We start from the raw sequence: 25,477 nt of genomic DNA, 5'->3' as shown, positions 1-25,477 counted from the left end.
GTGGAGGATGCGGCCGGTGTCGTGCCGGCCGCCGATCGTCCGCGAGGTGGTGGCAGCCGATGTGGCTGGACGAGTGCCCGTCGTTCTGGGACGAGGGGCGTGTGCGCCCGCTGGTCACCGAGTCCGGCAAGGTCGTGCTGATGTGCGACTCGTGCTCGGCGGTCTGGCCGACGCTCGCCGACTTCAAGGAGATGGAGCACGTCGAGCCCGACGAGCCGGACTGGACGGTGACGGCCGGGGTGCATGTCCGGCCGGGGACCGTCCGCTGGGCTTCGGCTCAGGACCTCGAGGTCGCCGGGATGAGCGGCCTCGAGTGGCGGCCTTAGCCGGGGTACGGACGCTCCGCGGGTAGCAGCGCTTCGGCGTCTTCGATGCGGTTCGTCGCGACCAGGGCGCCGACCTCGCGCATGACCGGGGTGACGTCGGTGACCACCGTGATCCATTTGTCGACATAGCGATCGACGGCTTCGCCGCTCAGGCCCATCTGGAGCGAACGGTGCTTCAGGGTACCGAGCCGGATGCTGCGTTCCGGATCCCACTGGATACGGACCGGGCTGGCCCTGACCTCGTCCTGCCACGTCTTCAGGTCGGGGTGGACGTCGGGGTCGAAGTGGCTGAGCGCCGCGTGTTCGAGCGCCCACGCGAAACCCTCGCGGGTGATGTCGAGGGCGAGTACGCGCTCTTGGCCGGGCTTCGCGGCCCAGCCGCAGCGGTACGCCATCCAGAGGAAGGACGGCTTGATCCAGGTCATGCGTTCGCGTTTGAACGGCGGCACGAAAGTGCCCGCCTCCAGTGCGGCGTCGGCGATGGCCGGCGAGTACGCCTGATAGACGCGGATGGTGGTCTCGGTGTGCACGGCGCGGATCTGCCGCGCCGGGATCTCTTCGTTCATTTCCCGTGCAGCGTGGCAGACGCCGGTGTCGGCGCGCGACCGAAATTCCCTTGCCCGTCGGGTCATGCTGAACGCATGGCATTGCTGCGCAAGGGTTCGCGACGGATCGTGGTCGACGAGACCGCTTATCGGTGGATCGTCCGGCGGAAGCCCACCTACGCACAGGACGGCGGATATTTCCTTTCGTACGGGGTGGAATTGGAGGACGCGCGGGGTGCCGTTCTGGTGGTCCGGACGGATCACGCGCATCCGGTGAACTACATGGGGGTGCCGTCGAAGGCCGTGCTGCCTTCGGATGTCGAACGGGCGATCCGGCTGGCGCTGGCGCGAGGGTGGGAGCCGTCGGCTCCGGGGGCGCAATTCCAGCTGGATCTCTCCGCCGCGTGAACGGCGTTTCGGGCTGGAACCCGAATTGCCGCTCGCGACACCCTCCGCCGGAGCCGCGTTCCTGGTGAGCGGGGGCGGATGTCGTGAGTGGTAAGGACGGTTCTAGTACTCCAGCTGTAGATCGTGATGGTGCTGGTTGACCCGCTGAGATGGGTGCGGCCACCGTAGTGATCATGGGTGTTTGTGAGGACAACTCAAGATCGTGTGGTGGCCGCGGCTATCAGCGTAGACGTTGTGCGGTGGCAGGCGTTGCTGGGTGAGGGTTTAGGTCGTGTTGCGGGCCGGTTCGCGCGGGTGGAGCCGCGTCGGCGGGCGGGCCGGTTCGTGGCGGGCCTGTTGTCGGGGTTGTCGCGGGTGAATTGCTGGACGATCGCCGAGCGGGTCGGGGAACGGACCCCGGACGGGATGCAGCATCTGCTGTCGCGGGCGAGCTGGGATGCCGACGGCGTCCGTGATGACCTGCGTGGCTGGGTGCTGGAGCACCTCGCCGATTCGGATGCGGTGCTGGTCATCGACGAGACCGGGGATCTGAAGAAAGGCACCGAGACGGTCGGGGTGCAGCGGCAGTACACCGGCACGGCGGGGCGGATCGAGAATTCGCAGATGTCGGTGTTTCTCACCTATTCGGCGCGGCGTGGGCACACGCTGATCGATCGGGAGCTCTACCTCCCGGCGAGCTGGTCGCGGGACCCGGGGCGGCGGGAACGCGCGGGTGTCCCGGCCGGAACCGGGTTCGCCACGAAGTCGGCGCTGGCCTTGTCGATGATCATCCGTGCGTTGGACGCGGGCACGCCCGCGAAATGGGTGACCGGGGATGAGGCCTACGGCAAAGACGGCGCTGGGCTGCGGGATCCGCTCGAGACCCGGGAACAGGCCTATGTGCTGGCCGTGGCCTGCGACCACCGTGTTCCCGGCCCGGACGGCAACGTCCGCGTCGACGAGCTGGCCGGCCGGCTCCCGAAACGAGCGTGGCAGAAACTCTCCGCCGGGCCCGGCGCGAAAGGACATCGCTACTACCTCTGGACACGGATCCGACTGAACCCGGCCGGGAAATCCGGGCATCACTGGGTCTTGATGCGCCGGAACCGGCGGACCGGCGAGACCGCGTTCTACCGCTGCTACAGCCCGCATCCGGCGTCGCTGCCCGAGCTCGCCCGGATCGCGGGGCGCCGCTGGACCATCGAGGAAACCTTCCAGACCGGCAAAGAACTCACCGGCCTCGACCAGCACCAGGTGAGGACCTGGACCTCCTGGTATCGCTGGACCACCCTGGTCATGCTCGCGCACGCCTTCCTCGCCATCGTCAGCGCTCACGCCCGCGCCGACACCACCCCGGGCCTGATCTCGTTGACACGCAACGAGATCAGGCACCTCTACAGCAAACTCGTCATCGAACCGGCCTACACCACCATCGACACCCTGGGCTGGTCGCAATGGCGACGCCGACACCAGCACCGAGCCAAAACAAGCCACTACCAGCGACGACACCAAGATCACGATCTACAGCTGGAGTACTAGCCGTCCTTACCACTCACGAGGGGACCTGGGCCAGCCTGAACGTGCCGTTGCCGGCGTTCTGGTGTCCGTGAAGGCCTCCTTCCCTACCTTGAGCGTAGGGAAGGAGGCCTTCACGGACCCGCGACCGACCGGCAGCCACCTCCGGTAGGTACGCAAGACACCGTTGGCTCTAACCGTCCTTACCACTCACGAGGCCCAGAACCGGCGATGTCACGTGACTGACCGGACGACACACGTGATCCGGTGGACGACACGCGTGACTGGACGGACGACACGATCGCGGCCGGGGTTCCGCCACGAGTCGTCCGCCCGATCACGTGTGTCGTCCATCCAGTCACGCGAAACCGCCACCACTCACGAAAGCTGGTCAGCCCAAGGACCAAAGGCGCGCGTAGTGACCGTCCGCCGCGAGCAGTTCCGCGTGCGTGCCCTGTTCGATGATCCGGCCGTGGTCCAGCACCACGATCCGGTCCGCCTTGGCGGCGGTGGCGAGGCGGTGCGCGACCACGAAGGTCGTGCGGCGGCGCGCGAGCTGCTCCGTCGCGCGCAGGACGGCGGCTTCGGTGGACGGGTCGAGGGCCGCGGTCGCCTCGTCGAGCAGGAGGACGTCCGGATCCACGAGTTCGGCGCGGGCGAGGGCGACGAGTTGCCGTTGTCCCGCCGAAAGAGACCGTCCGCGTTCGCCGACGGGCTGATGGAAACCGGCAGGGAGCGCGGCGACGCCGTCGAGCGCGCCGACCGACCGTACCGCTTCCTCGACCTCCGCGTCCGTCGCGGAAGGCCTGCCGTAGCGGACATTGTCCGCCACAGTTCCCGAGAACAGATGCGCTTCCTGCGGTACCACGCCCATCCTCGTGCGCAGTGCGGCCAGGTCGTACTCGCGGATGTCCGTGCCGTCGATCCGGACCACGCCGCCTGTCGCGTCGTAGAAGCGCGCGACGAGCTTCACCGCCGTCGACTTCCCGGCGCCAGTCGCACCGACCAGGGCGACTGTCTCCCCGGGTGCGACCTCCAGCGTCAGTTCCTTCAGCGCGGGCTCATCCGTTGCGGTGTAAGCGAAATCGACGTCCTTGAAGGAGACTTCACCACGCAGCCGCTCCGGGACCGGGACCGGGTTTTCCGCCGCCGGAACGGAGGTCGGCGTGCGCAGCAGATCGCCGATGCGCGTCAGGCCGACCCGCGCCTGCTGGTAGCCGTCGAACACCGAGGACAGCTGCTGGATCGGCGAGAAGAACTGACCCAGGTACAACAGGAACGCCACCAGCACACCGGCCGACAGCGTGCCCGCCGCCACCCGGTTCGCGCCGACGATCAGCACGACCACCTCGGCCAGTCCGGAAAGCATTGCAGCGAAAGGAAAGTACGTCGCGACATAGCGCTGGGCCCGCAGCCGTGAACGCCGGTACTCGTCGCTGCGTGAAGCGAACTTCTCCGCCGTCCGCTCCTCGCGGGTGTACGCCTGCGCGACCCGCAGCCCGTTCACGTTCTCCTGCATGTCCGCGTTGACGACACTGACCCGTTCCCGGGCTTCGGTATACGCCTTGGACGACGCCCGGCGGAAGATCACCGTCGCCACGATGAGGATCGGCAGCACCGCGAGCGCGTACGTCGCCAGCCCGATGTCGGTGATCATCAGCGCCGCCGCGATCCCGACCAGTGTCAGCGCGCTCACCACGGCCTGCGCGACGCCGGTCTGCAGGAACGTCGAGAGCGCGTCGACGTCGGTCGTCATCCGGGTCATGATCTTCCCGGACAGTTCGCGTTCGTAGAAGTCGAGCCCGAGCCGTTGCAGATGGGCGTAACTGCGGACGCGCAGCGAATACAGCACCGTCTCGCCGACCCGCGCGGTCATCCTGGTCTGGAGGTAGACCACCAGCCAGTCCGTGAGGATCACCAGCGCGCCGATGACGGCGGCCAGCCAGATCACCGCCTCCGCCCCGGCGCGCACCCCGTTGTCGATGCCGTGCTGGTAGAGCGCGGGCATCGCGATGGTGGCCAGCGCGTCCGCCGCGACCAGTCCGATCACCACGGCCAGCGGGCCGCGTACCGGTTTCAGCAGCCGGCCGAGGCGGAACTTCGGTTCGGGCGTGGTGACATCGGTGCCCGGCAGGCGCGGGACGTCGGTGGCGGGCGGCAGTTTCCGGACGCCTTCGACGAGTTCGGGGCTGGGCGGCAGGTCGACGTCCCATTCGCCGCCGGTGCCCTTTCGCTCACCCGGCAGCTCGTCGGCCTTGTCCTGCTCCGGCCACAGCGCCGGGGTGATTCCCGAGGGGCCGCAGTCCAGGCCTTCGCAGCGATGTGGCTCCTCGACGTCGTCACCCGGGCCCGCGACGAGTTCGCGGAACAGCGGACAGCGCGCGAGCAGCTCCTCCTCGGTGCCGACGTCGACGACGCGGCCCTTGTCGAGCACGGCGATCCGGTCGGCGAGGGCGAGGGTGGAGCGGCGGTGCGCGATCAGCAGTGTCGTCCGGCTCGCGGTGACCGACCGCAGCGTGTCGTGGATCGCGGCCTCGGTGACCGTGTCGATGGCGGAGGTCGCGTCGTCGAGGACCAGCACGCGCGGATCGGTCATCAGCGCCCTGGCGAGGCCGAGCCGCTGTCGCTGGCCGCCCGAAAGCGTGAGGCCGCGCTCGCCGACGAGGGTGTCGTAGCCGTCGGGGAGGCGCTGGATGAACTCGTCCGCCTCCGCCGCCCGCGCGGCCGCGCGGATCTCCTCGTCGCTCGCGTCCGGCCTGCCGTAGGCGATGTTGTCTCGTACCGACGAGGAGAAGAGGAACGCCTCCTCGAAGACCACGCCGATGACGCTGCGCAGTTCTCGCTGCCGGACCTCGCGGACGTCGAGGTCGCCGACCTGGACCGAGCCGCTGTGCACGTCGTAGAACCGGGGGAGCAGCAAGGAGATCGTCGACTTGCCGGAACCGGCCGTGCCGACCAGCGCGAGCGTCTCGCCCGGCCGGGCCTCCAGGGTGAGACCGTCGAGGACGGGATCCGACCGCGTGTAGCCGAAGGAGACGTCCTCCAGCCGGACGCCGAGCGGTCCTTCGGGCAGCGGCCGCGCGTCCGGGCTGTCGACTACGTCCGGCTGCGCGTCGATCAGTTCGTTGACCCGTTCCGCGCCCGCCCTGGTCAGCTGGGCCTGCACGACGAGGCTCGAGATCATCCGTGCCGGGCCGATCAGGATGGACAGATAGGTCGCGAACGCCAGGAAGGTGCCGAGGCTGACTTCACCCTTCAACGCGAGGATGCCGCCGACCGCCAGTACCGCGACCTGACCCGCCGCGGGGAGCGCGGCCGTCGTGGCCGTCGGCAACGACGAGAGCCGGGCCGCGCGCATGCGTTCCGCGAAGAGCTTCTTCGCCGTCTTCTCCAGCTTCGCGACTTCGCGCGCCTCCTGGCCGAAGCCCTTCACGACGCGTACGCCGGTGACGGTCTCCTCGACCTGCTGCGCGACGTCGGCCGCGCGCTGCTGGGCCGCCCACGTCGCCGGGAAGAGCCGCTTCCGGCTCACCGCCATGATGATCGCGATCGCGGGGGCGACCACCATCGCGATCAGGGTCAGCGTCGGCGACATCCACAGCATCGCGCCGAGCGACAGCAGCGCGAAGATCACCGAACCCGCCGAAAGCGGCACCTGCATCAGGACCGACGTGACCAGCTGCAGATCCGAGATCGCGCGGGAGGCGACCTGGCCGGTGCGCAGCGCGTCCTGTTTGCCGCCGTCGAGCCGGGAGACCGCGTTGAACACCTGGCGGCGCAGATCATGCTGGACATCGAGGGCCAGCCGCCCGCCGACGTACCGGCGGGCGAAGGCGTTGCCGAAGGTCAGCACCTGCAGCACCGCCATCACCGCGGCGAGCAGGCCGAGCCGGGAGGTGTCGCCCGCGACGGCGTCGTCCAGCGCCTCGCGGATCAGCAGCGGACCGGCGGCCTGCAGCCCGACGCCGATGATCGCCGCGCCCAGCGAGAGCACGACGAGCCAAGGATGTTTCCAGCACGAAGCGGCCAGGCGGCGGATCCAGCCTCCGGTGGGCGCGGGGGCGGTCTCACGAGCCGGACTGGCTTGACGCGGACGAGGTGGAGCAGTGGTCACCCCGCAAGCCTATGCGTCCGCACCGACAGGACCGGCCGGTTCGCGCAGGGCCGAACGCCATGAAAGGTCCTTTCCTTGCGAAATTTGCAAGGAAAGGACCTTTCATAGCGGTTGGGTGAGGCAGCTGTGACCTACGTGATGTCCTTCTTCTGGTTCACGGCCCAGCCGGCCAGGAAGAAGATCATCGTCCAGCCGAAGAAGATCAGCGCCGAGGCCCACCACGAGAACGCGCCGGGCGCACCGGCCGCGTACTGCAGCGCCCACGCGGTCTCGTCCTGCAGGCCGGGCACCTTCACGCCGGCGGCGCCGAACGCCTCGGCGCCGATGGCGCCCACGATGCCGTTGACCGTGCCGTTCGGCAGGACCCCGCCCAGCCACGTGATGTCGGCGGCGCCGAACATGACGAACACCAGGACGTTCTCGACCACCAGCATCCAGATGGTCAGCGTGATGATGCTGCCGACCACGCTGCGCCAGACCGCGCCGACCCCGATGCCGAACAAGGTCGCCAGGATCGTCGCGAGGACACCCGCGCCGAGCACGCCCAGCCACTGGCCCGCCGTCGGCAGGCGCGCGCTGTCGACCGTGATCACGGTGCCGAGGCTCGCCGCGCCCACGATGATCACACCGTAGATCGCACCCCAGGCGATGTAGGTGATCATCTTCGCGCTCAACGCCGAAACCCGGTTCGGGGCGGTGAGGAACGTCGTGGTGATCGTCTTCTTCGTGTACTCGCCGGCGAGGGCGAAGACACCGAAGATGATCGGGATCATCGTGCCGATGTTGATGCCGTGCCCGAGGGCGAGCAGGCCGACGGGCAGTTCGCCGGTCGAGATGCCGAGCGCCTCGGTCAGCTCACGGGTGTCGGAGCGGCCGAGGAAGTCGCTGAAGTCGTTGGTGACCATGCCCCAGAACAGGGCGAACGCGAAAGCGAAGACCACCGCGGGGATCATCAGCGCCCACCACGCCTTGAGCGTGAGCGTCTTGCGGAACTCCGCCTTGATCAGGTTGCCCATCAGCCCTGGCCTCCCCAGCCCTCGTTCTGGCCCTGCTGCTGCGCCTGCTGCTGAGGCGGCGCCTGCTGGTACTGCGGTTGCTGCGGCGGCTGGCCCTGCTGCTGGAACTGCTGCGGAGGCGCGAAACCGGGCGGCGGCGTGTTCTGCGGCGCGTAGCCGGGAGGCGGCCCCTGATAACCGGGCGGCGGGCCCTGATATCCCGGAGGCGGACCCTGGTAGCCCGGCGGCGGGCCCTGCTGGAAACCGGGCGGCGGCGCGGCGTACTGACCCTGCGTCAGCTGGAAGAACATCCGCTCCAGATCCGCCGTCTCCTCCTGCATGCCGTAGACCGCGATGCTCGCCTTGGCCGAGATGTCACCGATCTGCTGCACCGTCGCGCCGGACACCGCGACCCGGCCGTCCGGCATCGGCGAGACCTGCGTGATCCCCGCCTCCTGCAACGCGGCGACGAGGCCGTTCGCGTCGGCGGACTGCACCAGCACCCGGGACTGGTTGCTCTTGCGCAACTGGTCCAGCGAGCCGTTGTAGCGCGTCATGCCCTGGCTGATGATCACGACCTGGTCGATCGTCTGCTCCACCTCGTTCAGAAGGTGGCTCGAGACCAGCACCGTGCGCCCCTCACGCGCGTACGCGCGCAGGAAGTTCCGAAGCCACAGGATGCCTTCGGGATCGAGCCCGTTCGTCGGCTCGTCCAGCACCAGCACCTGCGGATTCCCCAGCAACGCCGTCGCCAGCGCCAGCCGCTGCCGCATACCGAGCGAGAACCCGCCCGCCTTGCGGTCCGCCGCCGACGAAAGACCCACCAGCCCCAGGACCTCGTCCACCCGCTGATCCGGCATCCCGATCGCCGCCGAGTACACGCGCAGGTGATTCCGCGCCGTGCGTCCCGGGTGGAAACCCTCGTTCTCCAGCACCGAACCGACGACCCGCGCCGGATTCCCCAGCTGGTCGTGCGGGCGCCCGTTGATGGTCGCCGTGCCGTTCGTGGGCGTCACCAGCCCGAGCAGCATCCTCAGCGTCGTGGTCTTCCCGGCCCCGTTGGGCCCCAGGAAGCCGGTCACCGAACCCGGCTCCACCGTGAAGCTCAGATTCTGGACCGCGTTGACCGCACCGAACTGCTTGCTCAGGTTCTGCACCGCGATGCGGCCACTGCCGTCGTGCATACCGTCCCCTTTTGTTGACGAAGGCCGATCACGCGACATCCTGCCTCACGGGGTGAGTTCGCACCCGAGGAAGGGGTCAATCCGCCGAAAGCGACCTTCGTCACGTTCGGCACGGTGACGACTCGGTCCTCCGGCGCACCCGTCGCTGCGCCGAATGGCCGCTGACTACCGGTTATGCGCCGCCAAGCATGGAAAATCACCGACCATGAAGAGGGGCGGTGAACAAATAATTCGGAAGACATGGCAACCCCATGCAGCGCGACGGCGACTTATTGCCTACGATGGAGGAGGCGGCCCGCTCCCAGTGACCCCCAGGCTGGTCGAGCGGGCCGCCCTCAGCCCCTTTGCCCCACTTCGGTCGACGTTGGCGCGTCTTCCCGAAGGTGGGGCTTTGTCGTATCACCCGGGGGGCCGAGCCCCCCCCGGACCCCCGCGGTGCGGTCGGCGGCGGTTGGCGGGTGGGTCGGCCTAGGGCGCGGGGCGCCCTGGCCAGGTGAGAGAGCTACGGGTGTGCCGGTGGCTCGTTCGGTGTCCCCAATGCCACATCGGAGACGCTCAGTGTCTCCAATGTCGCATTGGGGACTTCCTCGTTCGGCCTCGAAGCCACCGACGCCCGGAACGCCACGTTGCCTTGTCCCTTGAGTAACCGTCCCTGCCCACGAGCTGTCGTCGCGCGGAAAGGAGCGAGGGACCTTTGCGCACCGGGGTGGCAAAGATCCCTCGCGTGGGAGTGTGGCGTGGGGGGTCAGGCCAGGACGTCGGCCAGGTCGGTGGCGGCCAGGCCGTGCGCGGCGGCGACGGGGGCGTTGGTCAGGGCGCCCGCGTGCGTGTTGAGGCCCTTCGCCAGCGAAGCGTCGGCCTGCAGCGCCTTCTGCCAGCCGTGCTCCGCCAGCTGCACGGCGTACGGCAGCGTCACGTTGGTCAGGCCGTAGGTCGACGTCCGGGGCACCGCGCCCGGCATGTTCGCGACGCAGTAGAACACCGACTCGTGGACCTTGTAGGTCGGCTCGTCGTGCGTGGTCGGCCGCGAGTCGGCGAAGCAACCGCCCTGGTCGATCGCGATGTCGACCAGCACGCTGCCCGGGCGCATCTGCGAAACGAGTTCGTTCGAGACCAGCTTCGGCGCCTTCGCGCCGGGCACGAGTACCGCGCCGATGACCATGTCGGCCTCCAGCACGGACTGCTCCACCGACAGCGCGTTCGAGGTCACCGTGCGGATGCGGCCGCCGAAGTCGTTGTCGATCTGACGGAGCCGGTCGACGTTGGTGTCGAGGATCTCGACGTCCGAGCCGAGGCCGAGCGCGACCCGCGCCGCGTTGAGGCCCGCGACACCGCCGCCGATGACGACCACGCGCGCCGGGTGCACGCCGGGGATGCCGCCGGGCAGCACGCCGCGGCCACCGCTCGGCTTCATCAGCGAGAACGCGCCCACCTGCGGGGCCAGCCGTCCGGCCACCTCGGACATCGGCGCGAGCAGCGGCAGCGCGCGGTTCGGGGTCTGCACCGTCTCGTAGGCGATCGCGGTGGTGCCCGCGGCCAGCAGCGCGTCGGTCAGCGGGCGGTCCGCGGCGATGTGCAGATAGGTGAAGAGCACCTGGCCGGCGCGCAGCCGCGGATACTCCTCGGCGATCGGCTCCTTGACCTTGAGCACGAGCTCGCCCTCGGACCAGGTCTCCTCCGCGGTCGCGAGGATCTTCGCACCCGCGGCGAGGTACTCCTCGTCGGTGATGGACGAGCCGAGGCCGGCGCCGGTCTCGACGAAGACGTCGTGGCCGCGCCCGGTCAGTTCGTGCACGCCCGCCGGGGTGAGCGCCACCCGGTATTCATGCTTCTTGATCTCACGGGGGACGGCGATACGCACGGAATGCCTCCTGGCGGCGGGTCTGCGAACAAAGGTGCTGCCACTCACGGTGAGCCACCCGGACGGCGGTGTCATCGTTCGCCCGCGACAGTGTTGAGAACCGATCATGGTTTCGCGAGCACAATCGCTTGACCTCCAGTCAGCTGGAGCTTGCACCTTGGGTCACATGAGAGCCGTGTGGTTGAAAGAGTTCGGCGGGCCCGAAGTGCTCGTCGCGGGCGATGCCCCGGATCCGGTCCCCGCCGCGGGGCAGGTCCTGATCGAGGTGGCGTTCGCCAACATCACGTTCGTCGAGACGCAGTTCCGCGCCGGCGGAGGCGGGCCGTTCCGCGCCGAACCGCCGATGATCCCCGGCAACGGCGTCGGCGGCGTGATCAGCGCGGTCGGGGAAGGGGTCGACCTCGGCCTGGTCGGCAAACGCGTCGTGACCTCGACAGGCGGTTCCGGGGCGTACGCGGAACGGGTCGCGGTCGCCGCCGACGGTGTCTTCGAGGTGCCGGACGGCTTGGCCCTCGACGCCGCGGTGGCGATCCTCGCCGACGGCCGCACGGCGACCGCGCTCGTGACCGCCGCGCGTATCCGGCCCGGCGAGCGCGTGCTGGTGGAAGCAGCGGCGGGCGGTGTCGGCGGGCTGGTCGTCCAGCTCGCCAAGGCGGCCGGTGCCGAGGTCGTCGGCGCGGCGGGCGGCGCGGCGAAGACCGGGCACGTCCGGGAGCACGGCGCGGACGTGGCGGTCGACTACCGCGAGCCGGACTGGGCGGCGAAGGCCGGCGAGGTCGACGTCGTGTTCGACGGGGTCGGCGGCGAGATCGGGCAGAAGTCGTTCGGGTTGCTCAGGCCCGGCGGCCGGATGCTGATCTACGGACTGTCGAGTGGTTCGTGGACGGAGGTGTCCGAAGAAGACGCCGCCGCGCGCGGGGTCACGGTTATCCGCGGCCTCGGCGGACCGGCCGAGATGCGGGCGTTCACCGAGTCGGCACTCGCCGAAGCCGCCGCCGGACGGCTGGAACCCGTGATCGGTCAACGATTCCCGCTCGAACGGGCGGCCGACGCGCACGCGGTCATGCAGACGCGTGGCGCGATCGGCAAGACGTTGCTCGAGGTCTGATGTTCGACGTCGACGAATTCCTCGCCGGTCCGCTCACGGCCAGGGTCGCCACCGCGGGCCCGACCGTGCGCCCGGCCTGGTACCTCTGGGAGAAGCGGGCCTTCTGGATCCTCACCGGACCGTGGGCGCGGCTGGCCGGCCTCGTCCGCGAGTCGCCGTCGATCGCGGTGACGGTCGACGTATGCGACGTCGGAACCGGCCTGGTGCGGCAAGTGCTCGCGCGCGGTGAAGCGGAGGTGCTGCCCTTCGACGTCCCTCGTGGACGCCGGCTGCTGAGCCGGTACCTCGGTCGGGACGAACGCGAATGGGATGCGCGTTTTCGTTCTTACCTGCACGATGATCCCGAGGTGAAAGGGACCGTCTGGGTCCGGATGGTGCCGAAGAGATTCGTCGCCGAAGACCTCGGCTATCGGGTATGACGAACGGCCCTGCAACCTGCGAAACGGTAAATGCAGCACGATCGAGTCAAGATGTTGATCTTACTGGCCGGTAAGCTGCCATTCTGTTCCGCATGACAAATCAGGACTGGCGACGGGAGCGGCGCGTCCGCACCGTCGACACCGAAGGCAATCCGGCAGATGTCATCGTGGGCCTGGTCGAAACCCCGGGAAACGGCTACGAAGCCGCGCTGCGGGTCGACGGCGGCCCCGGTGTTCTTTTGCCGCTTTACCCCGGCGCCGATCTGCTCGCCGCGGTGCGGCAGACCATTGAGGACGGTTATCGCGCCAGCGCGCACTGAACCGTCGGATGTCAGGAAAGGGTCTTTCAAGACGTTTTTCGTCCTGAAAGACCCTTTCCTGACGTCTGGACACGGTTTTGTCGAACTACAAACTGTTCGTTATCGAGCATTTTGTAGTGGAATCAGCTCCATCGCAGGGAAACGAGTTGCGTGATCAGTGCCAGCCGGACATCGGGATCGTCGAGGTCCAGCGGGACGAGGTCGAGCAGCCGCCGCATCCGGTACCGCAGGGTGTTGGGATGGATCCGGAGTTCCTTCGCGGCCGCGCGCGGGTCTCCGGGATGCCGCAACCATTGATAGAGCGTGTCGACGTAGCCGCTCTCGTGGGCTTCGTCGTGCGCGCGCAGCAAGCCGAGCGGGCCGAGCTCGGCGACCCTCGCGGTACTCGCCGCCGTCGCCCCGCGGTGCAGCGAAAGTGCGGTCCACGCCTCGTCGAAGGCCACGACGCGGCCGGGCACGAGCTTCGCGCGAAGCAGCCCCAGTGCCTCGTCGGCCTGAAGCCGTGACGTCGCGAGCTCGCCGATTTCGCAGGCCGACCCGGCGGCCGCCCGCGGTGTCCCGCCCTTCCTCGACGACGGCAGGGCTTCGAGTGCGGCCCGGAGTTCGTTCCAGCCGTCGCCGTCGGGGACGACCGCGTAGAGCACGCCGCCGAGTTCGGTGGCCACCGGCCGCCTGCCGACACCCTGCGAGATCCGTTCGAGGAGGGCGAGCCGCAGGCCCTCGTCGTCGCGGCCGTCGCCGCCGGAGACCTCGATGACCACGACGCGGTGCGGCTCCTCGGAGAGGTCGAGTTCCGCGATCGCCTTGCGCGGGCTGGCCTTCCCTTCCAGTACGGCACGCAGGAGCTCGGCCGAGACCCGGCGTTGCGAATCGGTGTGCGCGCGGCGGCGCAGCAGGTGCAGCGCGACGACGGGCGCCGCGTCGGCGAACGCGGCCGCGCGTTCGTCGGAGACCGGGCCCGCGACGACCGCCCACATCGACCCCAGCAGCTCACCGCCCATCCGGATCGGCACGATGAGCCGGGGCAGGGTGCCGTCGCGCTGCGCGGGCACGAAGATCGTCTGCCGCCCGCGGGAAAGCTCGCGGAACACCCCTCGCGAACGGAACCGCGCGAGCACGTCGTCGGGGATGCGGCGGCCCATGATCGTGGACACGCGGGCCGAGTCGGTCAGGTCTTGCCGGGCGGAGTAGGCGAGCACCCGCGAGTTGGTGTCCTCGATGGTCACGGGCGCGTCGACCACCGAAGCGACGGCGTCCGCGAGCCGGAACAGGTCACCGGAACCGGGGCCGCCGCCGTCCTCCAGCGCGTCCGACTCGTCGGCCAGCGCGTCGAGGACGGTCCTGAGCAGCCAGACGAGCTGGGCCCACGACGTCGCCGAACGCACCTCGATCAACGCGATGTCCGCCGATTTCGCCGCTCGTTTCACCGAGGGTTTCGCCGCGAGCGGCGGTTTCAGCAGGACGGCGGCGGCACCTTTGGCCGCGCTGAGCCGGACGAGCTCCGCGGCGTCCGGCGTTTCGGTGATCGCGACACCTAGGACGAGATCCCCCGCGGCGAGGGTGTTGCCGGGTTCGGCGATGACGACGTCGCCGACGGCCGGGGACTCCTCGGGGACCTGGAGGGCGTGCAACAGCGTCGGACCGACCCGATCGACCACGCTCCGCACGGAAACCATGGGGCGATTGTCCAGCAGGTGGGACCGCCGCACACGTCAGACCTCGCGTGGCGTCCGCGCGTCGATGTCTTCCGGCGTGAACCGTTCCCGTTTGGTCGTCAGCGCCCAGCGGTGGCCGTCGGGGTCGACGATGCGGCCGTAGCGCTCGCCGAAGAACATCTCCTCGACCGGCGCCTCCACCCGGGCGCCCGCGAACACCGCGCGCCGCGCGAGGTCGTCGGGATCCTCGGTCTCCAGGACGAGCAGCATCGGGGTGCCGCCGAGGGTGGCGGGCGCGAGCGCGTCGAGCCGCGGGATCTCCTGGCTCACCAGCAGCCGCGCGTCGCCGACGGCGACTTCCACGAACAGCACGACGCCGTTCGGCAGCACGTTGCGGAACAGTTCCACGGCGCCGAACGCCTTGGTGTAGAAAGAAAGCGACGCGTCGACGTCCTTGACGAACAGATGTGGCACCAAACCGAGCGCCCGGCTCACGCCGACTCCGCCCGCTTCAGCAGCCCGGCCTGCCCGGCCACCGCGACGAGCCTGCTCAGGAACTCCGCCTCGCGGGCGGCGACGTCCCGGCCGGCGGGGGTCAGCCGGTAGTAGCGGCGGCGCGAGTCGTGCGGCTGGTCCTCGCTCGTGTCCGGGGCCTCTTCGACCAGGCCGTCGGCGACGAGCCGGGCGAGCGTCCGGTACAGCGTGCCCGGACCGAGTTGGGCGGTGCCGCCGCTCACCTCGTCGACGAAACCCATGATCGCGTAGCCGTGCGCGCGACCTTTCGCGAGCGCCAGCAGGGTCTGGAACGCCGCGGGGGTGAGCTGCGGGTTGCCGTCGGCCATCCGGGAAGCATACACTCCGATCTCGTTATATCCATCATGGATACAAAGGAGCCGGCGTGGCGATTCAAGGTGTGCACAAGATCGTGGTCGGGGTGCGGGATCAGGATCGGGCGAAGAGGTTCTGGTCCGAGGTCGTCGGGTTCGAGATCACCACCGACGTGCCGTACGACGACAAAGGGAACCGGTGGGTCGAGGTCACTTCGGCCGATGGGGTGACGTCGCTCGTTTTGAGTACCGCGCCGGAGGACCTCAAGCGCTTCGAAGTGCGGGACGAACTCCCGACGGGCAACTTCTTCTTCTACGCCGACGACATCGAAAAGACGTATGAGGAGCTTTCGGCGAAGGGAGTCGAGTTCCCCTCCCAGCCGGAGAAGCAGCCGTGGGGCTGGTGGGCGATGTTCACCGATTCGGAGGGCAACAGGTTCGCTCTTCAGGAAAGGAATCCCACCTCCTGAGAGTGGTTGGGTGCTGCGTGCGGCGGAGCTAGCGTCGGTGACAACAGCCGAAACCCCTTGAACCGCTAGGAGAATCGCGATGAGCGCGGACGGATGGTCGTTCGAGACCAAGCAGATCCACGCGGGTGCGGCGCCGGACACCGCCACCGGCGCGCGGGCGACCCCGATCTACCAGACCACCTCGTACGTGTTCCGCGACAGCCAGCACGGCGCCGACCTCTTCAGCCTCGCCGAGCCCGGCAACATCTACACGCGGATCAACAACCCCACGCAGGACGTGCTGGAGCAGCGGCTCGCGGCGCTCGAAGGCGGTGTCGCGGCGCTGGCGTTCGCCTCCGGGAGCGCGGCGACGACGGCGGCCATCCTCAACCTCGCGAACGCGGGCGACCACTTCGTCTCCAGCCCCTCCCTCTACGGCGGCACCTACAACCTCTTCCACTACACGCTGCCGAAGCTCGGCATCGAGGTCTCGTTCGTCGAGGATCAGGACGACATCGAGCAGTGGAAGGCCGCCGTCCGGCCCAACACCAAGCTGTTCTTCGCCGAGACGCTGGCCAATCCGGGCAGCAACGTGCTCGACATCCGCGCGGTCGCCGACGCCGCGCACGAATCCGGTGTCCCGCTGGTCGTCGACAACACCGTGCCGACCCCGTACCTCGTGCGCCCGATCGAGCACGGCGCAGACATCGTGGTCCACTCGGCGACCAAGTACCTCGGCGGGCACGGCACCACGGTCGCCGGTGTGCTGGTCGACGGCGGCACCTTCGACTTCGGCGAGGATCCGGCGCGGTTCCCCGGATTCAACGAAGCCGACCCGAGCTACCACGGCCTCAAGTACTGGGAGGCCCTCGGCCCGGGAGCGTACGCCGCCAAGGCCCGGGTCCAGATCCTGCGCGACACCGGCGCCGCGATCGCGCCGTTGAACAGTTTCCTGATCCTGCAAGGAATCGAGACACTTTCGCTGCGTCTGGAGCGGCACGTGGCCAACGCACAGGCACTGGCCGAATGGCTGGAGCAGCGCGACGAGGTCGAAAAGGTGTACTACGCCGGGCTGCCGTCGAGCCCGCACCACGAGGCGGCGAAGAAGTACCTGCCGAAGGGTGCCGGCGCGGTGCTGTCGTTCGATCTGCGCGGCGGTGTCGAAGCCGGACGGGCCTTTGTGGACGGTACGGAACTGCACAGCCAGCTGGTCAACATCGGTGACGTGCGCAGCCTGATCGTGCACCCGGCCTCGACCACGCACAGCCAGCTCACGCCCGAGGAGCAGGCCTCCAGCGGGGTCACGCCGGGTCTCGTGCGGCTCGCCGTCGGGCTGGAAGGGATCGAGGACCTCAAGGCCGATCTCGAGGCCGGATTCCGGGCGGCCAAGGCCGCTCTGTGACCGGTGCGTGGCGAGAGGGAGAGCCGCCTGGACGTCGCCGGTTCGTCGGCGGCGTCCAGGCGCTCGAAACCGGCGGGACGCTGCCTTTCACCCTCGCCTACGAGACCTGGGGAACGCTGAATTCCAGCGCCTCCAACGCGATCCTCGTCGAGCACGCGCTGACCGGGGACAGCCACGCCGTCGGCCCCGCGGAGGAAGGCCACGTCAGTCCCGGCTGGTGGGACGGCCTGATCGGGCCGGGCAAGGCGATCGACACCGACGCCTTCTTCGTGGTGGTCCCGAACGTACTCGGCGGCTGCCAGGGCTCGACCGGCCCGTCTTCGCGGCATCCGGACGGAAAGCCTTGGGGCAGCAGGTTTCCCGCCGTGACCGTCCGGGATCAGGTGGGCGCCGAGGCCGTCCTCGCCGACGCGCTGGGCATCGGCCGGTGGGCCGCGGTGGCCGGTGGCTCCATGGGCGGCATGCGCGCGCTGGAATGGGCGGTGAGCGAGCCGGATCGGGTCGCGGCGCTGCTCGTGCTCGCGTCGACGGCGCAGGCGTCGGCGGACCAGATCGCCTGGGCCGCGCCGCAACTGCACGCCATCCGCGCGGATCCGGGCTGGCACGGCGGCGACTACTACGACGTCCCCGGCGGCGGCCCGGACGCCGGCCTCGGTATCGCGCGCCGTATCGCGCACGCGACCTATCGCAGCGAAGCCGAACTGGCGCAACGCTTCGGCCGGCGTTACCAAGACGGTGAAGACCCCTTGCGCGGCGGGCGGTTCGCCGTCGAGTCCTATTTGGACCATCATGCCGGGAAGCTTTCCCGCCGATTCGACGCCGGCAGCTATGTGGTGCTCACCGAATCGATGAACACGCACGACGTCGGTCGCGGGCGGGGCGGGGTCGCGAGCGCGCTCGGCCGGATCACCGCGCGCACGGTCGCGGCCGGGGTGGACAGTGACCGGCTCTACCCGCTGTACCAATCGCAGGCCATCGCGGACGGGATCGACGGGGCGGAGTTCGCCGTCATCGGCTCGCCGTACGGGCACGACTCGTTCCTGATCGAGACCGAGCAGATCGCGCGGCTGGTGAAGCTGCTGCTCGATCAGGTGACTCGCGTGATGTCCGGCTGATCACGCGTGTCGTCCCTTACGGGCTAGTCGGTGGTACCTACTGGCGCGGGGAAGGTGCCGTTGCGAAAGCCACTTTCGCAACGCGGCCCGCCGGACTGTCCGCCCTGCCGCCGACGCTCAGTGTCCCCAATGTCGCATCGGGGACACTGAGCGTCTCGAATGCGACATTGGGAACCTGGCGGCTCCTCGGAGTCAGGACACCGCCTAGTCCGCCACGGCGTCCGAGATCCAGGGCGCCACCGGCAGATCCCGGTCCAGGCATTCCGCCGACAGCCGGATCGTCCAGCGCAGCGCCTGCAGCACGAGGCTGTCGACCTCGTCCGGCGCGGCGTTGGCGAGCGCGATCTCGACCTGTTCCTGCGCGGCCTCGCTGTTGCCGTGCACCTCGGCCAGCAGCGTGCGCACGGCCGTCCGCACGGGCGGGTCCGCCTGGTCGATCGAGACCTCTTCGCCGTCTTCGTCGAACACCTGGACCTTGACCGGCGCGCTGCCGCCGTCACCGAGGGTCGACACCATGGCGCTGCATTCACCGAAGAGCATCATCACGAGCTCTTTGGTCTCTTCGGAGCGGGCTTGGGGCTCGACGGCGGTCGGCGTGAGCTCGTCGAGCGCCTCGGCGTCCTCCCCGAGGCTGATCGCCACGAGCGCGCGCTGCGCCTTTTCGACGAGCCTCCGCTCGTACTCGCTCCTGTCCGGCTCCACGTGCCTATCAAACACCAGAGGACGGAAAAGTGGGGATAGGCCGAAACCCGGACGTGGTCACTTGGCGGCGTGCAGTGCACCCAGCGCGAGGCGGCAGAGCATTTCGGCCAGTTCGCTGTCACCGAGATGGCGGTTGTACGGCGTCGAGTTGATCAACCCGAAGACCGCGTGCGCCGCCGACCGCGCCTGACGCTCGCCGATCCCGGGGACGGCGTCACTGATCGCGCGCACCCAGACCTCGACGTACTGGCGCTGTAGGGCCCGGACCTGTTTGCGATCACTGTCGGTGAGATTGGCGAGGTTGCGTTCCTGGACGGTGATCAACGCGGGATGCGCGAGCGCGAAGTCGACGTGGAAGTCCACCAGTGCTTCGAGGACCTCGCCCGGCTCGTCCCGCTGGCTCGCCCTCGCCGTCCCGCCGTCGAGCAGATAGCGGCTGATCGAGTTCAGCATCTCGCCGAGGATGGCGTCCTTGCTGCGGAAATGCCGGTACAGCGCCGGACCCGAGATGCCGACGGCCGCGCCGATGTCGTCGATGCCGACGCCGTGGAAACCGTGGTGGGCGAAGAGCTCGGCGGCGGCGGCCATGATCTGTTCGCGCCTGTTCGCCTTCTCGCCGTTCACGAGTGGGGTGGGGTTCGCCGGCATCTGGCCATATTAAGGCCGCACAGCTCGAGGCACGCTTTTCCGCCGAGAGCTCATCATCACAGTAAGCGAGCGCCGACACGCCACCCTTACTTCCAGCCTGAGCCAAGCGGGTTACCTGGGGAAATGACCCTGTTGCGTGGGGCTACCACCTGGTAATGCTGTCTCTCGTTAACTTGTCACGAAGGAGTGACCATGGCCGTCCCTGCTCGGATCAAAGCTCTTTCCTTCACTCGTTTAGGTGCGGCCCTGGGGGTCGCTGTCCTTGCCACCCTCGGTCTCGCGGGCACCGCCCAAGCGGCGACCAACTACGTGGCGCTCGGTGACTCGTACTCGTCCGGCGTCGGTGCCGGCAGCTACGGGAACTCGGGTGACTGCATGCGCAGTGCCAACGCCTATCCCCAGCTGTGGGCCAACGCCCACGCCGGGACCACCTTCAAGTTCGTCGCGTGCTCGGGGGCGCGCACCGGCGACGTCCTCAACCAGATCGCGAACGTCACCTCCAGCGCCACGCTGGTGACGGTCTCGGTCGGCGGCAACGACGCCGGGTTCGCCGACGTCATGACCACCTGCACCACCGGCAGCGACCAGACCTGCATCAACCGGGTCAACACCGCGAAGACGTACGTGAACAACACGCTTCCGGGGCTGCTGAACAACGTCTACAGCAAGATCAAGGCGAAGGCGCCCGGCGCGAAGCTGGTCGTCCTCGGGTACCCGCGCTTCTACACCGTGCCGGGTTCGTGCTCGGTCGGGCTGAGCGACACGAAGCGCACCGCGATCAACTCGGGTTCCGACGCGCTGGCGTCGGTGCTCTCGGTCCGTGCCGCCGCGCACGGCGCGAAGTTCGTCGACGTGCGGGGCGCGTTCACCGGGCACAACATCTGCTCGTCGGCCGACGACTACCTGCACAGCCTCACCTGGCCGATCGTGAACTCGTATCACCCGACGGCCGCCGGTCAGCGGGGCGGCTACTACAACCCGCTGGTCTCCGCGATCGGCTGATCGTTTCGCGCGTGAAGGCCCCCTTCCCCTCGGCTCAGCCAAGGGGAAGGGGGCCTTCACGCGCTTCGAGGGATGCGGTGGACAGAGCGGGTTAGTGGGCGTTAACCTGGGCGAGCGAGTTAACGACGGCTAACTTGGCGACGAGGAGCCATGGACACACCCGTACTGAGCACTTCTGCCGATCCGGGCAGCGACGAGTACGCCCGCAGCGTCACCTCCCACGCCGAGCTGGTCGAGGACCTGCGCAAGCGGCTCGCCGCGGCCCGGCTCGGGGGCCCGGAGAGATCCCGCACCCGCCACGTCGAGCGGGGCAAACTCCTGCCACGCGACCGGGTCGACACCCTCCTCGACCCGGGTTCGCCGTTCCTGGAGTTGTCCCCGCTGGCCGCTACCGGACTGTACGACGACGAGGCGCCCTCGGCCGGGATCATCACCGGAATCGGGCGGGTCTCCGGCCGCGAATGCGTGATCGTCGCCAACGACGCGACGGTCAAGGGCGGCACCTACTACCCGATGACGGTCAAGAAACACCTGCGCGCGCAGGAGGTCGCGCTGCACAACAACCTGCCGTGCGTCTACCTGGTCGACTCCGGCGGCGCGTTTCTGCCCAGGCAGGACGAGGTCTTCCCGGATCGTGAGCACTTCGGCCGGATCTTCTACAACCAGGCCACGATGTCGGCGCGCGGCATTCCCCAGATCGCCGCGGTGCTCGGGTCCTGCACCGCCGGCGGCGCGTACGTCCCGGCCATGAGCGACGAAGCGGTCATCGTGCGGAACCAGGGCACCATCTTCCTCGGCGGCCCGCCGCTGGTGAAGGCCGCGACAGGCGAGGTCGTCACGGCGGAGGAGCTCGGCGGCGGCGACGTCCATTCGCGTCAGTCCGGCGTCACCGACCACCTGGCCGAGGACGACGCCGACGCGTTGCGCATCGTTCGCTCGATCGTGTCGACTTTGGGGCCGCGGACGCCGCGTCCTTGGGACGTCCTCCCGACGGAGGCTCCGGTCGCCGACCCGAACGAGTTGTACGGCGTCGTCCCGACCGACCCGCGCGTGCCCTACGACGTCCGCGAGGTCATCGCCCGGATCGTCGACGGCAGCCGGTTCGGCGAGTTCAAGAAGGAGTACGGCTCGACGCTGGTCACCGGGTTCGCCCGGATCCACGGCCACCCCGTCGGCATCATCGCGAACAACGGCGTGCTGTTCGCCGAGTCCGCGATGAAGGGCGCGCACTTCATCGAACTGTGCGACAAACGCTCGATCCCGCTGCTGTTCCTCCAGAACATCACCGGTTTCATGGTCGGCAAGGCCTACGAGGCGGGCGGCATCGCCAAGCACGGCGCGAAGATGGTCACCGCGGTGGCCTGCGCGCGCGTGCCGAAGCTGACCGTCGTCATCGGCGGCTCGTTCGGCGCGGGCAACTATTCGATGTGCGGCCGCGCGTACTCGCCGCGGTTCCTGTGGATGTGGCCGAACGCGCGGATCTCCGTGATGGGTGGCGAGCAGGCGGCGTCGGTGCTTTCGACGGTCCGCCGGGACGCCATCGAGGCTCGCGGCGGCGAATGGTCCACAGAGGACGAAGAGGCCTTCAAGGAGCCGATCCGAGACCAGTACGAGGCGCAGGGCAGCCCGTACTACTCGACGGCGCGGCTGTGGGACGACGGTGTGATCGACCCGGCGGACACCCGCACGGTGCTCGGCCTCGCGCTGTCCGCGACGGCCAACGCGCCCTTGTCCGATGTCAACTACGGCGTCTTCAGGATGTGAGCATGTTCGACACGGTTCTGGTCGCCAACCGCGGCGAGATCGCCGTCCGCGTGATCCGCTCGCTGCGGGGGCTCGGTATCCGTTCGGTCGCGGTGTACAGCGACGCGGACGCCGACGCCCGGCACGTCCGGGAGGCGCACACCGCCGTCCGCATCGGCCCGGCCGAAGCGGCGAAGAGTTACCTGTCCATCCCGGCCATCGTCCAGGCGGCGGTCGACACGGGCGCGCAGGCGGTCCACCCCGGTTACGGCTTCCTCGCGGAGAACGCGGAATTCGCGCGTGCCTGCGCCGACGCCGGCCTGGTCTTCATCGGCCCGCCGGTCGAGGCCATCGACGCCATGGGTGACAAGATCCGCGCCAAGGCGACGGTGTCCAAGGCCGGTGTCCCGGTGGTGCCCGGTGCGTCCGATGTGGACATTCCCGAAGGCGGGTTCGCGGCCGCCGCGGAAAAGGTCGGCTTCCCGCTGCTGCTCAAGCCGTCCGCCGGTGGTGGTGGCAAGGGTATGCGGCTGGTCACCGAACTTTCCGAATTGGACGCGGCGGTCGAGTCCGCGCGCCGTGAGGCCAAGGGTTCCTTCGGTGACGACACCCTGCTCATGGAGCGGTTCGTCACCACGCCGCGCCATATCGAGATCCAGGTGCTCGCCGACACGCACGGCAACGTGATCCACCTCGGCGAGCGCGAGTGCAGTCTTCAGCGGCGGCACCAGAAGATCATCGAAGAGGCGCCGTCGGTGCTCCTCGACGAAGCCACGCGCGCGAAGATGGGCGCGTCCGCGGTCGAGGCCGCGCGCTCGGTGGGTTACGTCGGCGCGGGGACGGTCGAGTTCATCGTTTCGGCCACCGCGCCCGACGAGTTCTTCTTCATGGAGATGAACACCCGCCTCCAGGTCGAGCATCCGGTGACCGAGCTGGTCACCGGGCTGGATCTCGTGGAGTGGCAGGTCAAGATCGCCGCGGGGGACGTGCTCACCGTGGCGCAGGACGACGTCCGGCTGGACGGCCACGCCGTCGAAGCCCGTGTCTACGCCGAAGACCCCGCTCGCGGCTTCATCCCGACGGGGGGAACCGTGCTCGCGGTCCACGAGCCGTCCGGCGAGGGCGTGCGCGTCGACTCGTGGATGAGCGAGGGCGCGGTCATCGGCTCGAACTACGACCCGATGCTGGCCAAGGTCATCGCCTGGGGCCCGGATCGCGCGGCCGCGTTGCACCGGCTCGATCTGGCGCTCGCGGACACCGCGCTGCTCGGCGTCGGCACCAACGTCGCCTTCCTGCGCGGGCTCCTCGCCGACGGCGACGTCCGCGACGGCAAGCTCGACACCGGACTCGTCGACCGGCGACTGTCCACTTTGGTCTCCGAGGAGGTGCCGCCGGAGTTCTTCGTGGCGGCGGCGCTCGACAGGCTGCTTTCCCTGCAACCGCGGGGAGCCGTCATCGATCCTTGGGACGTGCCGGACGGCTGGCGGCTCGGCGGATCCGGCGGGATCGACTTCGCGTTGAAGTCGGGAAGTTCCGAAGTCGTCGTGCGGGTGCAGGGCACTCCGGCGAACGCGCTCGTGAGCGTCGACGGCGCCGAGCCGGTACGGGTTTCCGCGCGACACGAGGGTGATCTGCTGGAAGTCCGGCATCCCACCGGTTTCCACCGCTATCGGCACGCGGCCGGGAGCGGGCGGACGGTGTGGCTCGCGCGTGACGGTCACAGCTTCGCGATCGGCGAGCGCGAGAGGCTGCGCTCGGCGGCCGGTGCCGCGGGCGGCGCCGGACCGGTCACCAGCCCGATGCCCGGAACCGTGCTGGTGGTCAAGGCCGCCGCCGGTGACGTCGTGAGTGCCGGGACGCCGCTCGTGGTCGTCGAGGCGATGAAGATGGAGCACACGATCACCGCGCCGATCGACGGCGTGGTCAGCGAACTCCCCGTCCGGGCGGGCCAACAGGTCGCGCTGGACGAGACGGTAGCCGTTGTGACACCCCAAAAGGATGAGCGATGATCGACTTTCGGCTGGATGACGAGTACGAGGCGCTGCGCAAGACGGTCGAGGAGTTCGCGCGCTCCGAGGTCGCCCCGGTCATTGGCGACCTCTACGAGCGGGAGGAGTTCCCGTACGAGATCGTCGCGAAGATGGCCGAGATGGGACTGTTCGGCCTGCCCTTCCCCGAGGAATACGGCGGCATGGGCGGCGACTACTTCGCGCTCTGCCTGACCCTGGAGGAATTGGCGCGCGTCGATTCCTCGGTCGCGATCACCGTCGAGGCGGGTGTTTCCCTGGGCGCCATGCCGATCTACCGGTTCGGCACCGAGGAGCAGAAACAGAAGTGGCTTCCGGAGCTGTGCGCCGGCACCGCGCTCGGCGCCTTCGGGCTCACCGAGCCCGGCGGCGGCTCGGACGCCGGTGCCACCCGCACGCGCGCGAAACTCGACGGCGACACCTGGGTGATCAACGGCAGTAAGTCTTTCATCACCAACTCCGGCACCGACATCACGAAACTGGTCACGGTCACCGCCGTCACCGACGTGAAGGAGAACGGGCGCAAGGAGATCTCGGCGATCATCGTCCCGTCCGGCACCCCGGGTTTCGCCGTCGCGCCGAAGTACTCCAAGGTCGGCTGGAACTGCTCGGACACGCACGAGCTCTCGTTCGACGATGTCCGCGTTCCGGCCGAGAACCTGGTCGGCGAACGGGGCCGCGGTTACGCCCAGTTCCTGTCCATTTTGGACGAAGGCCGGGTCGCGATCGCCGCGCTGAGCGTCGGGCTCGCGCAGGGTTGCGTCGACGAATGCCTGACCTACGTCAAGGAACGCGAGGCGTTCGGGCACAAGATCGGTGAGTACCAGGCGATCCAGTTCAAGATCGCCGACATGGAGGTGCGCACGCACACCGCACGGCTGGCGTACTACGCGGCGGCGTCGAAGATGCTGCGCGGCGAGCCGTTCAAGAAGGAGGCGTCGATCGCGAAGCTCGTCGCGTCGAACGCCGCCATGGACAACTCGCGCGACGCGACGCAGATCTTCGGCGGGTACGGCTTCATGAACGAGTTCCCGGTGAGCCGTTTCTACCGGGACGCGAAGATCCTCGAGATCGGTGAAGGGACCTCGGAGGTGCAGCGGATGCTGATCGCGCGGCACCTCGGCGTCGCCTGA

General features: G+C 68.9%; 23 protein-coding genes. 13 read left to right on the top strand and 10 right to left on the bottom strand.

What is annotated here, in order from left to right; translation table 11 throughout:
* The first annotated feature begins 59 nt into the window (after positions 1 to 59).
* Complete coding sequence (locus AC069I_RS20235) at positions 60 to 326, top strand: hypothetical protein (RefSeq protein ID WP_478235223.1); 267 nt, start codon at positions 60 to 62, stop codon at positions 324 to 326.
* Here AC069I_RS20235 and AC069I_RS20230 read toward each other — a convergent pair.
* Positions 323 to 892 carry a DUF4291 domain-containing protein gene (locus AC069I_RS20230; protein ID WP_478266181.1) on the bottom strand — a complete coding sequence of 190 codons (570 nt, stop codon included), beginning with the start codon at positions 890 to 892 and terminating at the stop codon, positions 323 to 325. The genes AC069I_RS20235 and AC069I_RS20230 overlap by 4 nt on opposite strands.
* Before the next feature lie 75 nt (positions 893 to 967).
* Here AC069I_RS20230 and AC069I_RS20225 point away from each other — a divergent pair, with 75 nt between their 5' ends.
* The gene (locus tag AC069I_RS20225) at positions 968 to 1,279 is read left to right on the top strand and encodes a hypothetical protein (RefSeq protein ID WP_478226337.1); all 312 of its coding nucleotides are present in this window, start codon (positions 968 to 970) and stop codon (positions 1,277 to 1,279) included.
* 234 nt (positions 1,280 to 1,513) lie between these two features.
* Positions 1,514 to 2,797, top strand: coding sequence for an IS701 family transposase (locus tag AC069I_RS20220; RefSeq protein ID WP_478266180.1), 1,284 nt, complete (start codon positions 1,514 to 1,516; stop codon positions 2,795 to 2,797).
* Positions 2,798 to 3,164: 367 nt separating this feature from the next.
* Here the strand turns inward: AC069I_RS20220 and AC069I_RS20215 are convergent, their stop codons facing one another.
* The 4 genes from AC069I_RS20215 to ald form a co-directional block, all read right to left on the bottom strand.
* On the bottom strand, positions 3,165 to 6,887 hold the full coding sequence (locus AC069I_RS20215; protein WP_478266179.1) for an ABC transporter ATP-binding protein: 3,723 nt from the start codon (positions 6,885 to 6,887) through the stop codon (positions 3,165 to 3,167).
* A gap of 131 nt (positions 6,888 to 7,018) precedes the next feature.
* Positions 7,019 to 7,903, bottom strand: a complete 885-nt coding sequence (locus AC069I_RS20210) for an ABC-2 transporter permease (protein ID WP_478226339.1) — start codon at positions 7,901 to 7,903, stop codon at positions 7,019 to 7,021.
* Complete coding sequence (locus AC069I_RS20205; RefSeq protein WP_034309248.1) at positions 7,903 to 9,066, bottom strand: ABC transporter ATP-binding protein; 1,164 nt, start codon at positions 9,064 to 9,066, stop codon at positions 7,903 to 7,905. The genes AC069I_RS20210 and AC069I_RS20205 overlap by 1 nt, the downstream gene beginning before the upstream one ends.
* Positions 9,067 to 9,811: 745 nt before the next feature.
* Positions 9,812 to 10,927: an alanine dehydrogenase gene (ald, locus tag AC069I_RS20200; protein WP_478266178.1), complete on the bottom strand. Its 1,116-nt coding sequence runs from the start codon at positions 10,925 to 10,927 to the stop codon at positions 9,812 to 9,814.
* Between the two features lie 166 nt (positions 10,928 to 11,093).
* On the opposite strand from ald, the gene AC069I_RS20195 reads away from it, so the two are divergent.
* The 3 genes from AC069I_RS20195 (at position 11,094) to AC069I_RS20185 (ending at position 12,774) form a co-directional block, all read left to right on the top strand.
* The gene (locus AC069I_RS20195) at positions 11,094 to 12,035 is read left to right on the top strand and encodes a zinc-binding dehydrogenase (RefSeq protein ID WP_478226340.1); all 942 of its coding nucleotides are present in this window, start codon (positions 11,094 to 11,096) and stop codon (positions 12,033 to 12,035) included.
* Positions 12,035 to 12,454 carry a pyridoxamine 5'-phosphate oxidase family protein gene (locus AC069I_RS20190; RefSeq protein WP_478226341.1) on the top strand — a complete coding sequence of 140 codons (420 nt, stop codon included), beginning with the start codon at positions 12,035 to 12,037 and terminating at the stop codon, positions 12,452 to 12,454. Before AC069I_RS20195 ends, AC069I_RS20190 begins: the two co-directional genes overlap by 1 nt.
* Before the next feature lie 92 nt (positions 12,455 to 12,546).
* Positions 12,547 to 12,774, top strand: coding sequence for a hypothetical protein (locus AC069I_RS20185; protein WP_034309241.1), 228 nt, complete (start codon positions 12,547 to 12,549; stop codon positions 12,772 to 12,774).
* Positions 12,775 to 12,896: 122 nt separating this feature from the next.
* Here AC069I_RS20185 and AC069I_RS20180 read toward each other — a convergent pair whose 3' ends face one another.
* From AC069I_RS20180 to AC069I_RS20170, 3 genes are read right to left on the bottom strand one after another with little or no spacing between them, the layout of a single operon-like run.
* Complete coding sequence (locus AC069I_RS20180) at positions 12,897 to 14,450, bottom strand: helix-turn-helix domain-containing protein (protein WP_340683884.1); 1,554 nt, start codon at positions 14,448 to 14,450, stop codon at positions 12,897 to 12,899.
* A gap of 36 nt (positions 14,451 to 14,486) precedes the next feature.
* Positions 14,487 to 14,924 carry a VOC family protein gene (locus tag AC069I_RS20175; RefSeq protein WP_478226342.1) on the bottom strand — a complete coding sequence of 146 codons (438 nt, stop codon included), beginning with the start codon at positions 14,922 to 14,924 and terminating at the stop codon, positions 14,487 to 14,489.
* Positions 14,921 to 15,271 (bottom strand): PadR family transcriptional regulator, encoded by a 351-nt coding sequence (locus tag AC069I_RS20170; RefSeq protein WP_478226343.1) that lies wholly within the window; start codon positions 15,269 to 15,271, stop codon positions 14,921 to 14,923. Before AC069I_RS20170 ends, AC069I_RS20175 begins: the two co-directional genes overlap by 4 nt.
* A gap of 56 nt (positions 15,272 to 15,327) precedes the next feature.
* Between AC069I_RS20170 and AC069I_RS20165 the strand changes: the two genes are divergently transcribed.
* The 3 genes from AC069I_RS20165 to metX all read left to right on the top strand — a co-directional run bounded on the left by AC069I_RS20165 (position 15,328) and on the right by metX (position 18,222).
* On the top strand, positions 15,328 to 15,726 hold the full coding sequence (locus AC069I_RS20165) for a VOC family protein (RefSeq protein ID WP_478231928.1): 399 nt from the start codon (positions 15,328 to 15,330) through the stop codon (positions 15,724 to 15,726).
* A gap of 79 nt (positions 15,727 to 15,805) precedes the next feature.
* Positions 15,806 to 17,107: a bifunctional o-acetylhomoserine/o-acetylserine sulfhydrylase gene (locus AC069I_RS20160; protein ID WP_478226345.1), complete on the top strand. Its 1,302-nt coding sequence runs from the start codon at positions 15,806 to 15,808 to the stop codon at positions 17,105 to 17,107.
* The gene (gene metX, locus AC069I_RS20155) at positions 17,104 to 18,222 is read left to right on the top strand and encodes a homoserine O-acetyltransferase MetX (RefSeq protein ID WP_478226346.1); all 1,119 of its coding nucleotides are present in this window, start codon (positions 17,104 to 17,106) and stop codon (positions 18,220 to 18,222) included. The genes AC069I_RS20160 and metX overlap by 4 nt, the downstream gene beginning before the upstream one ends.
* Positions 18,223 to 18,426: 204 nt before the next feature.
* On the opposite strand, the gene AC069I_RS20150 is transcribed toward metX, so the two are convergent.
* Both AC069I_RS20150 and AC069I_RS20145 read right to left on the bottom strand, forming a co-directional pair.
* Complete coding sequence (locus AC069I_RS20150) at positions 18,427 to 18,924, bottom strand: hypothetical protein (protein WP_034309225.1); 498 nt, start codon at positions 18,922 to 18,924, stop codon at positions 18,427 to 18,429.
* 57 nt (positions 18,925 to 18,981) lie between these two features.
* Entirely contained in the window at positions 18,982 to 19,572 is a 591-nt protein-coding gene (locus AC069I_RS20145) for an SACE_7040 family transcriptional regulator (protein ID WP_465420411.1), read from the bottom strand.
* A 192-nt stretch (positions 19,573 to 19,764) separates the two neighbouring features.
* On the opposite strand from AC069I_RS20145, the gene AC069I_RS20140 reads away from it, so the two are divergent.
* The 4 genes from AC069I_RS20140 (at position 19,765) to AC069I_RS20125 (ending at position 25,477) form a co-directional block, all read left to right on the top strand.
* On the top strand, positions 19,765 to 20,574 hold the full coding sequence (locus AC069I_RS20140) for an SGNH/GDSL hydrolase family protein (protein ID WP_478266177.1): 810 nt from the start codon (positions 19,765 to 19,767) through the stop codon (positions 20,572 to 20,574).
* Between the two features lie 150 nt (positions 20,575 to 20,724).
* Entirely contained in the window at positions 20,725 to 22,338 is a 1,614-nt protein-coding gene (locus tag AC069I_RS20135) for a carboxyl transferase domain-containing protein (protein WP_478266176.1), read from the top strand.
* Positions 22,339 to 22,340: 2 nt separating this feature from the next.
* A complete protein-coding gene (locus tag AC069I_RS20130) occupies positions 22,341 to 24,326 on the top strand; it encodes an acetyl/propionyl/methylcrotonyl-CoA carboxylase subunit alpha (RefSeq protein WP_478266175.1) in 1,986 nt (661 codons plus the stop codon).
* The gene (locus tag AC069I_RS20125) at positions 24,323 to 25,477 is read left to right on the top strand and encodes an acyl-CoA dehydrogenase family protein (protein ID WP_340683876.1); all 1,155 of its coding nucleotides are present in this window, start codon (positions 24,323 to 24,325) and stop codon (positions 25,475 to 25,477) included. The genes AC069I_RS20130 and AC069I_RS20125 overlap by 4 nt, the downstream gene beginning before the upstream one ends.

Source organism: Amycolatopsis sp. NPDC043885, from assembly GCF_056435685.1.
This window is presented reverse-complemented; position numbering and strand designations above follow the sequence as displayed.

What these genes read in the sequence shown, in the direction of transcription:
- AC069I_RS20160 (WP_478226345.1), top strand. Translation starts at nt 15,806, where the DNA reads ATGAGCGCGGACGGATGGTCGTTCGAGACCAAGCAGATCCACGCGGGT.
- AC069I_RS20225 (WP_478226337.1), top strand. Translation starts at nt 968, where the DNA reads ATGGCATTGCTGCGCAAGGGTTCGCGACGGATCGTGGTCGACGAGACC.
- AC069I_RS20135 (WP_478266176.1), top strand. Translation starts at nt 20,725, where the DNA reads ATGGACACACCCGTACTGAGCACTTCTGCCGATCCGGGCAGCGACGAG.
- AC069I_RS20235 (WP_478235223.1), top strand. Translation starts at nt 60, where the DNA reads ATGTGGCTGGACGAGTGCCCGTCGTTCTGGGACGAGGGGCGTGTGCGC.
- AC069I_RS20140 (WP_478266177.1), top strand. Translation starts at nt 19,765, where the DNA reads ATGGCCGTCCCTGCTCGGATCAAAGCTCTTTCCTTCACTCGTTTAGGT.
- AC069I_RS20170 (WP_478226343.1), bottom strand. Translation starts at nt 15,271, where the DNA reads ATGGCCGACGGCAACCCGCAGCTCACCCCCGCGGCGTTCCAGACCCTG.
- AC069I_RS20230 (WP_478266181.1), bottom strand. Translation starts at nt 892, where the DNA reads ATGAACGAAGAGATCCCGGCGCGGCAGATCCGCGCCGTGCACACCGAG.
- AC069I_RS20205 (WP_034309248.1), bottom strand. Translation starts at nt 9,066, where the DNA reads ATGCACGACGGCAGTGGCCGCATCGCGGTGCAGAACCTGAGCAAGCAG.
- AC069I_RS20185 (WP_034309241.1), top strand. Translation starts at nt 12,547, where the DNA reads ATGACAAATCAGGACTGGCGACGGGAGCGGCGCGTCCGCACCGTCGAC.
- AC069I_RS20210 (WP_478226339.1), bottom strand. Translation starts at nt 7,903, where the DNA reads ATGGGCAACCTGATCAAGGCGGAGTTCCGCAAGACGCTCACGCTCAAG.
- AC069I_RS20180 (WP_340683884.1), bottom strand. Translation starts at nt 14,450, where the DNA reads ATGGTTTCCGTGCGGAGCGTGGTCGATCGGGTCGGTCCGACGCTGTTG.
- AC069I_RS20130 (WP_478266175.1), top strand. Translation starts at nt 22,341, where the DNA reads ATGTTCGACACGGTTCTGGTCGCCAACCGCGGCGAGATCGCCGTCCGC.
- AC069I_RS20125 (WP_340683876.1), top strand. Translation starts at nt 24,323, where the DNA reads ATGATCGACTTTCGGCTGGATGACGAGTACGAGGCGCTGCGCAAGACG.
- AC069I_RS20190 (WP_478226341.1), top strand. Translation starts at nt 12,035, where the DNA reads ATGTTCGACGTCGACGAATTCCTCGCCGGTCCGCTCACGGCCAGGGTC.
- AC069I_RS20145 (WP_465420411.1), bottom strand. Translation starts at nt 19,572, where the DNA reads ATGCCGGCGAACCCCACCCCACTCGTGAACGGCGAGAAGGCGAACAGG.
- AC069I_RS20195 (WP_478226340.1), top strand. Translation starts at nt 11,094, where the DNA reads ATGAGAGCCGTGTGGTTGAAAGAGTTCGGCGGGCCCGAAGTGCTCGTC.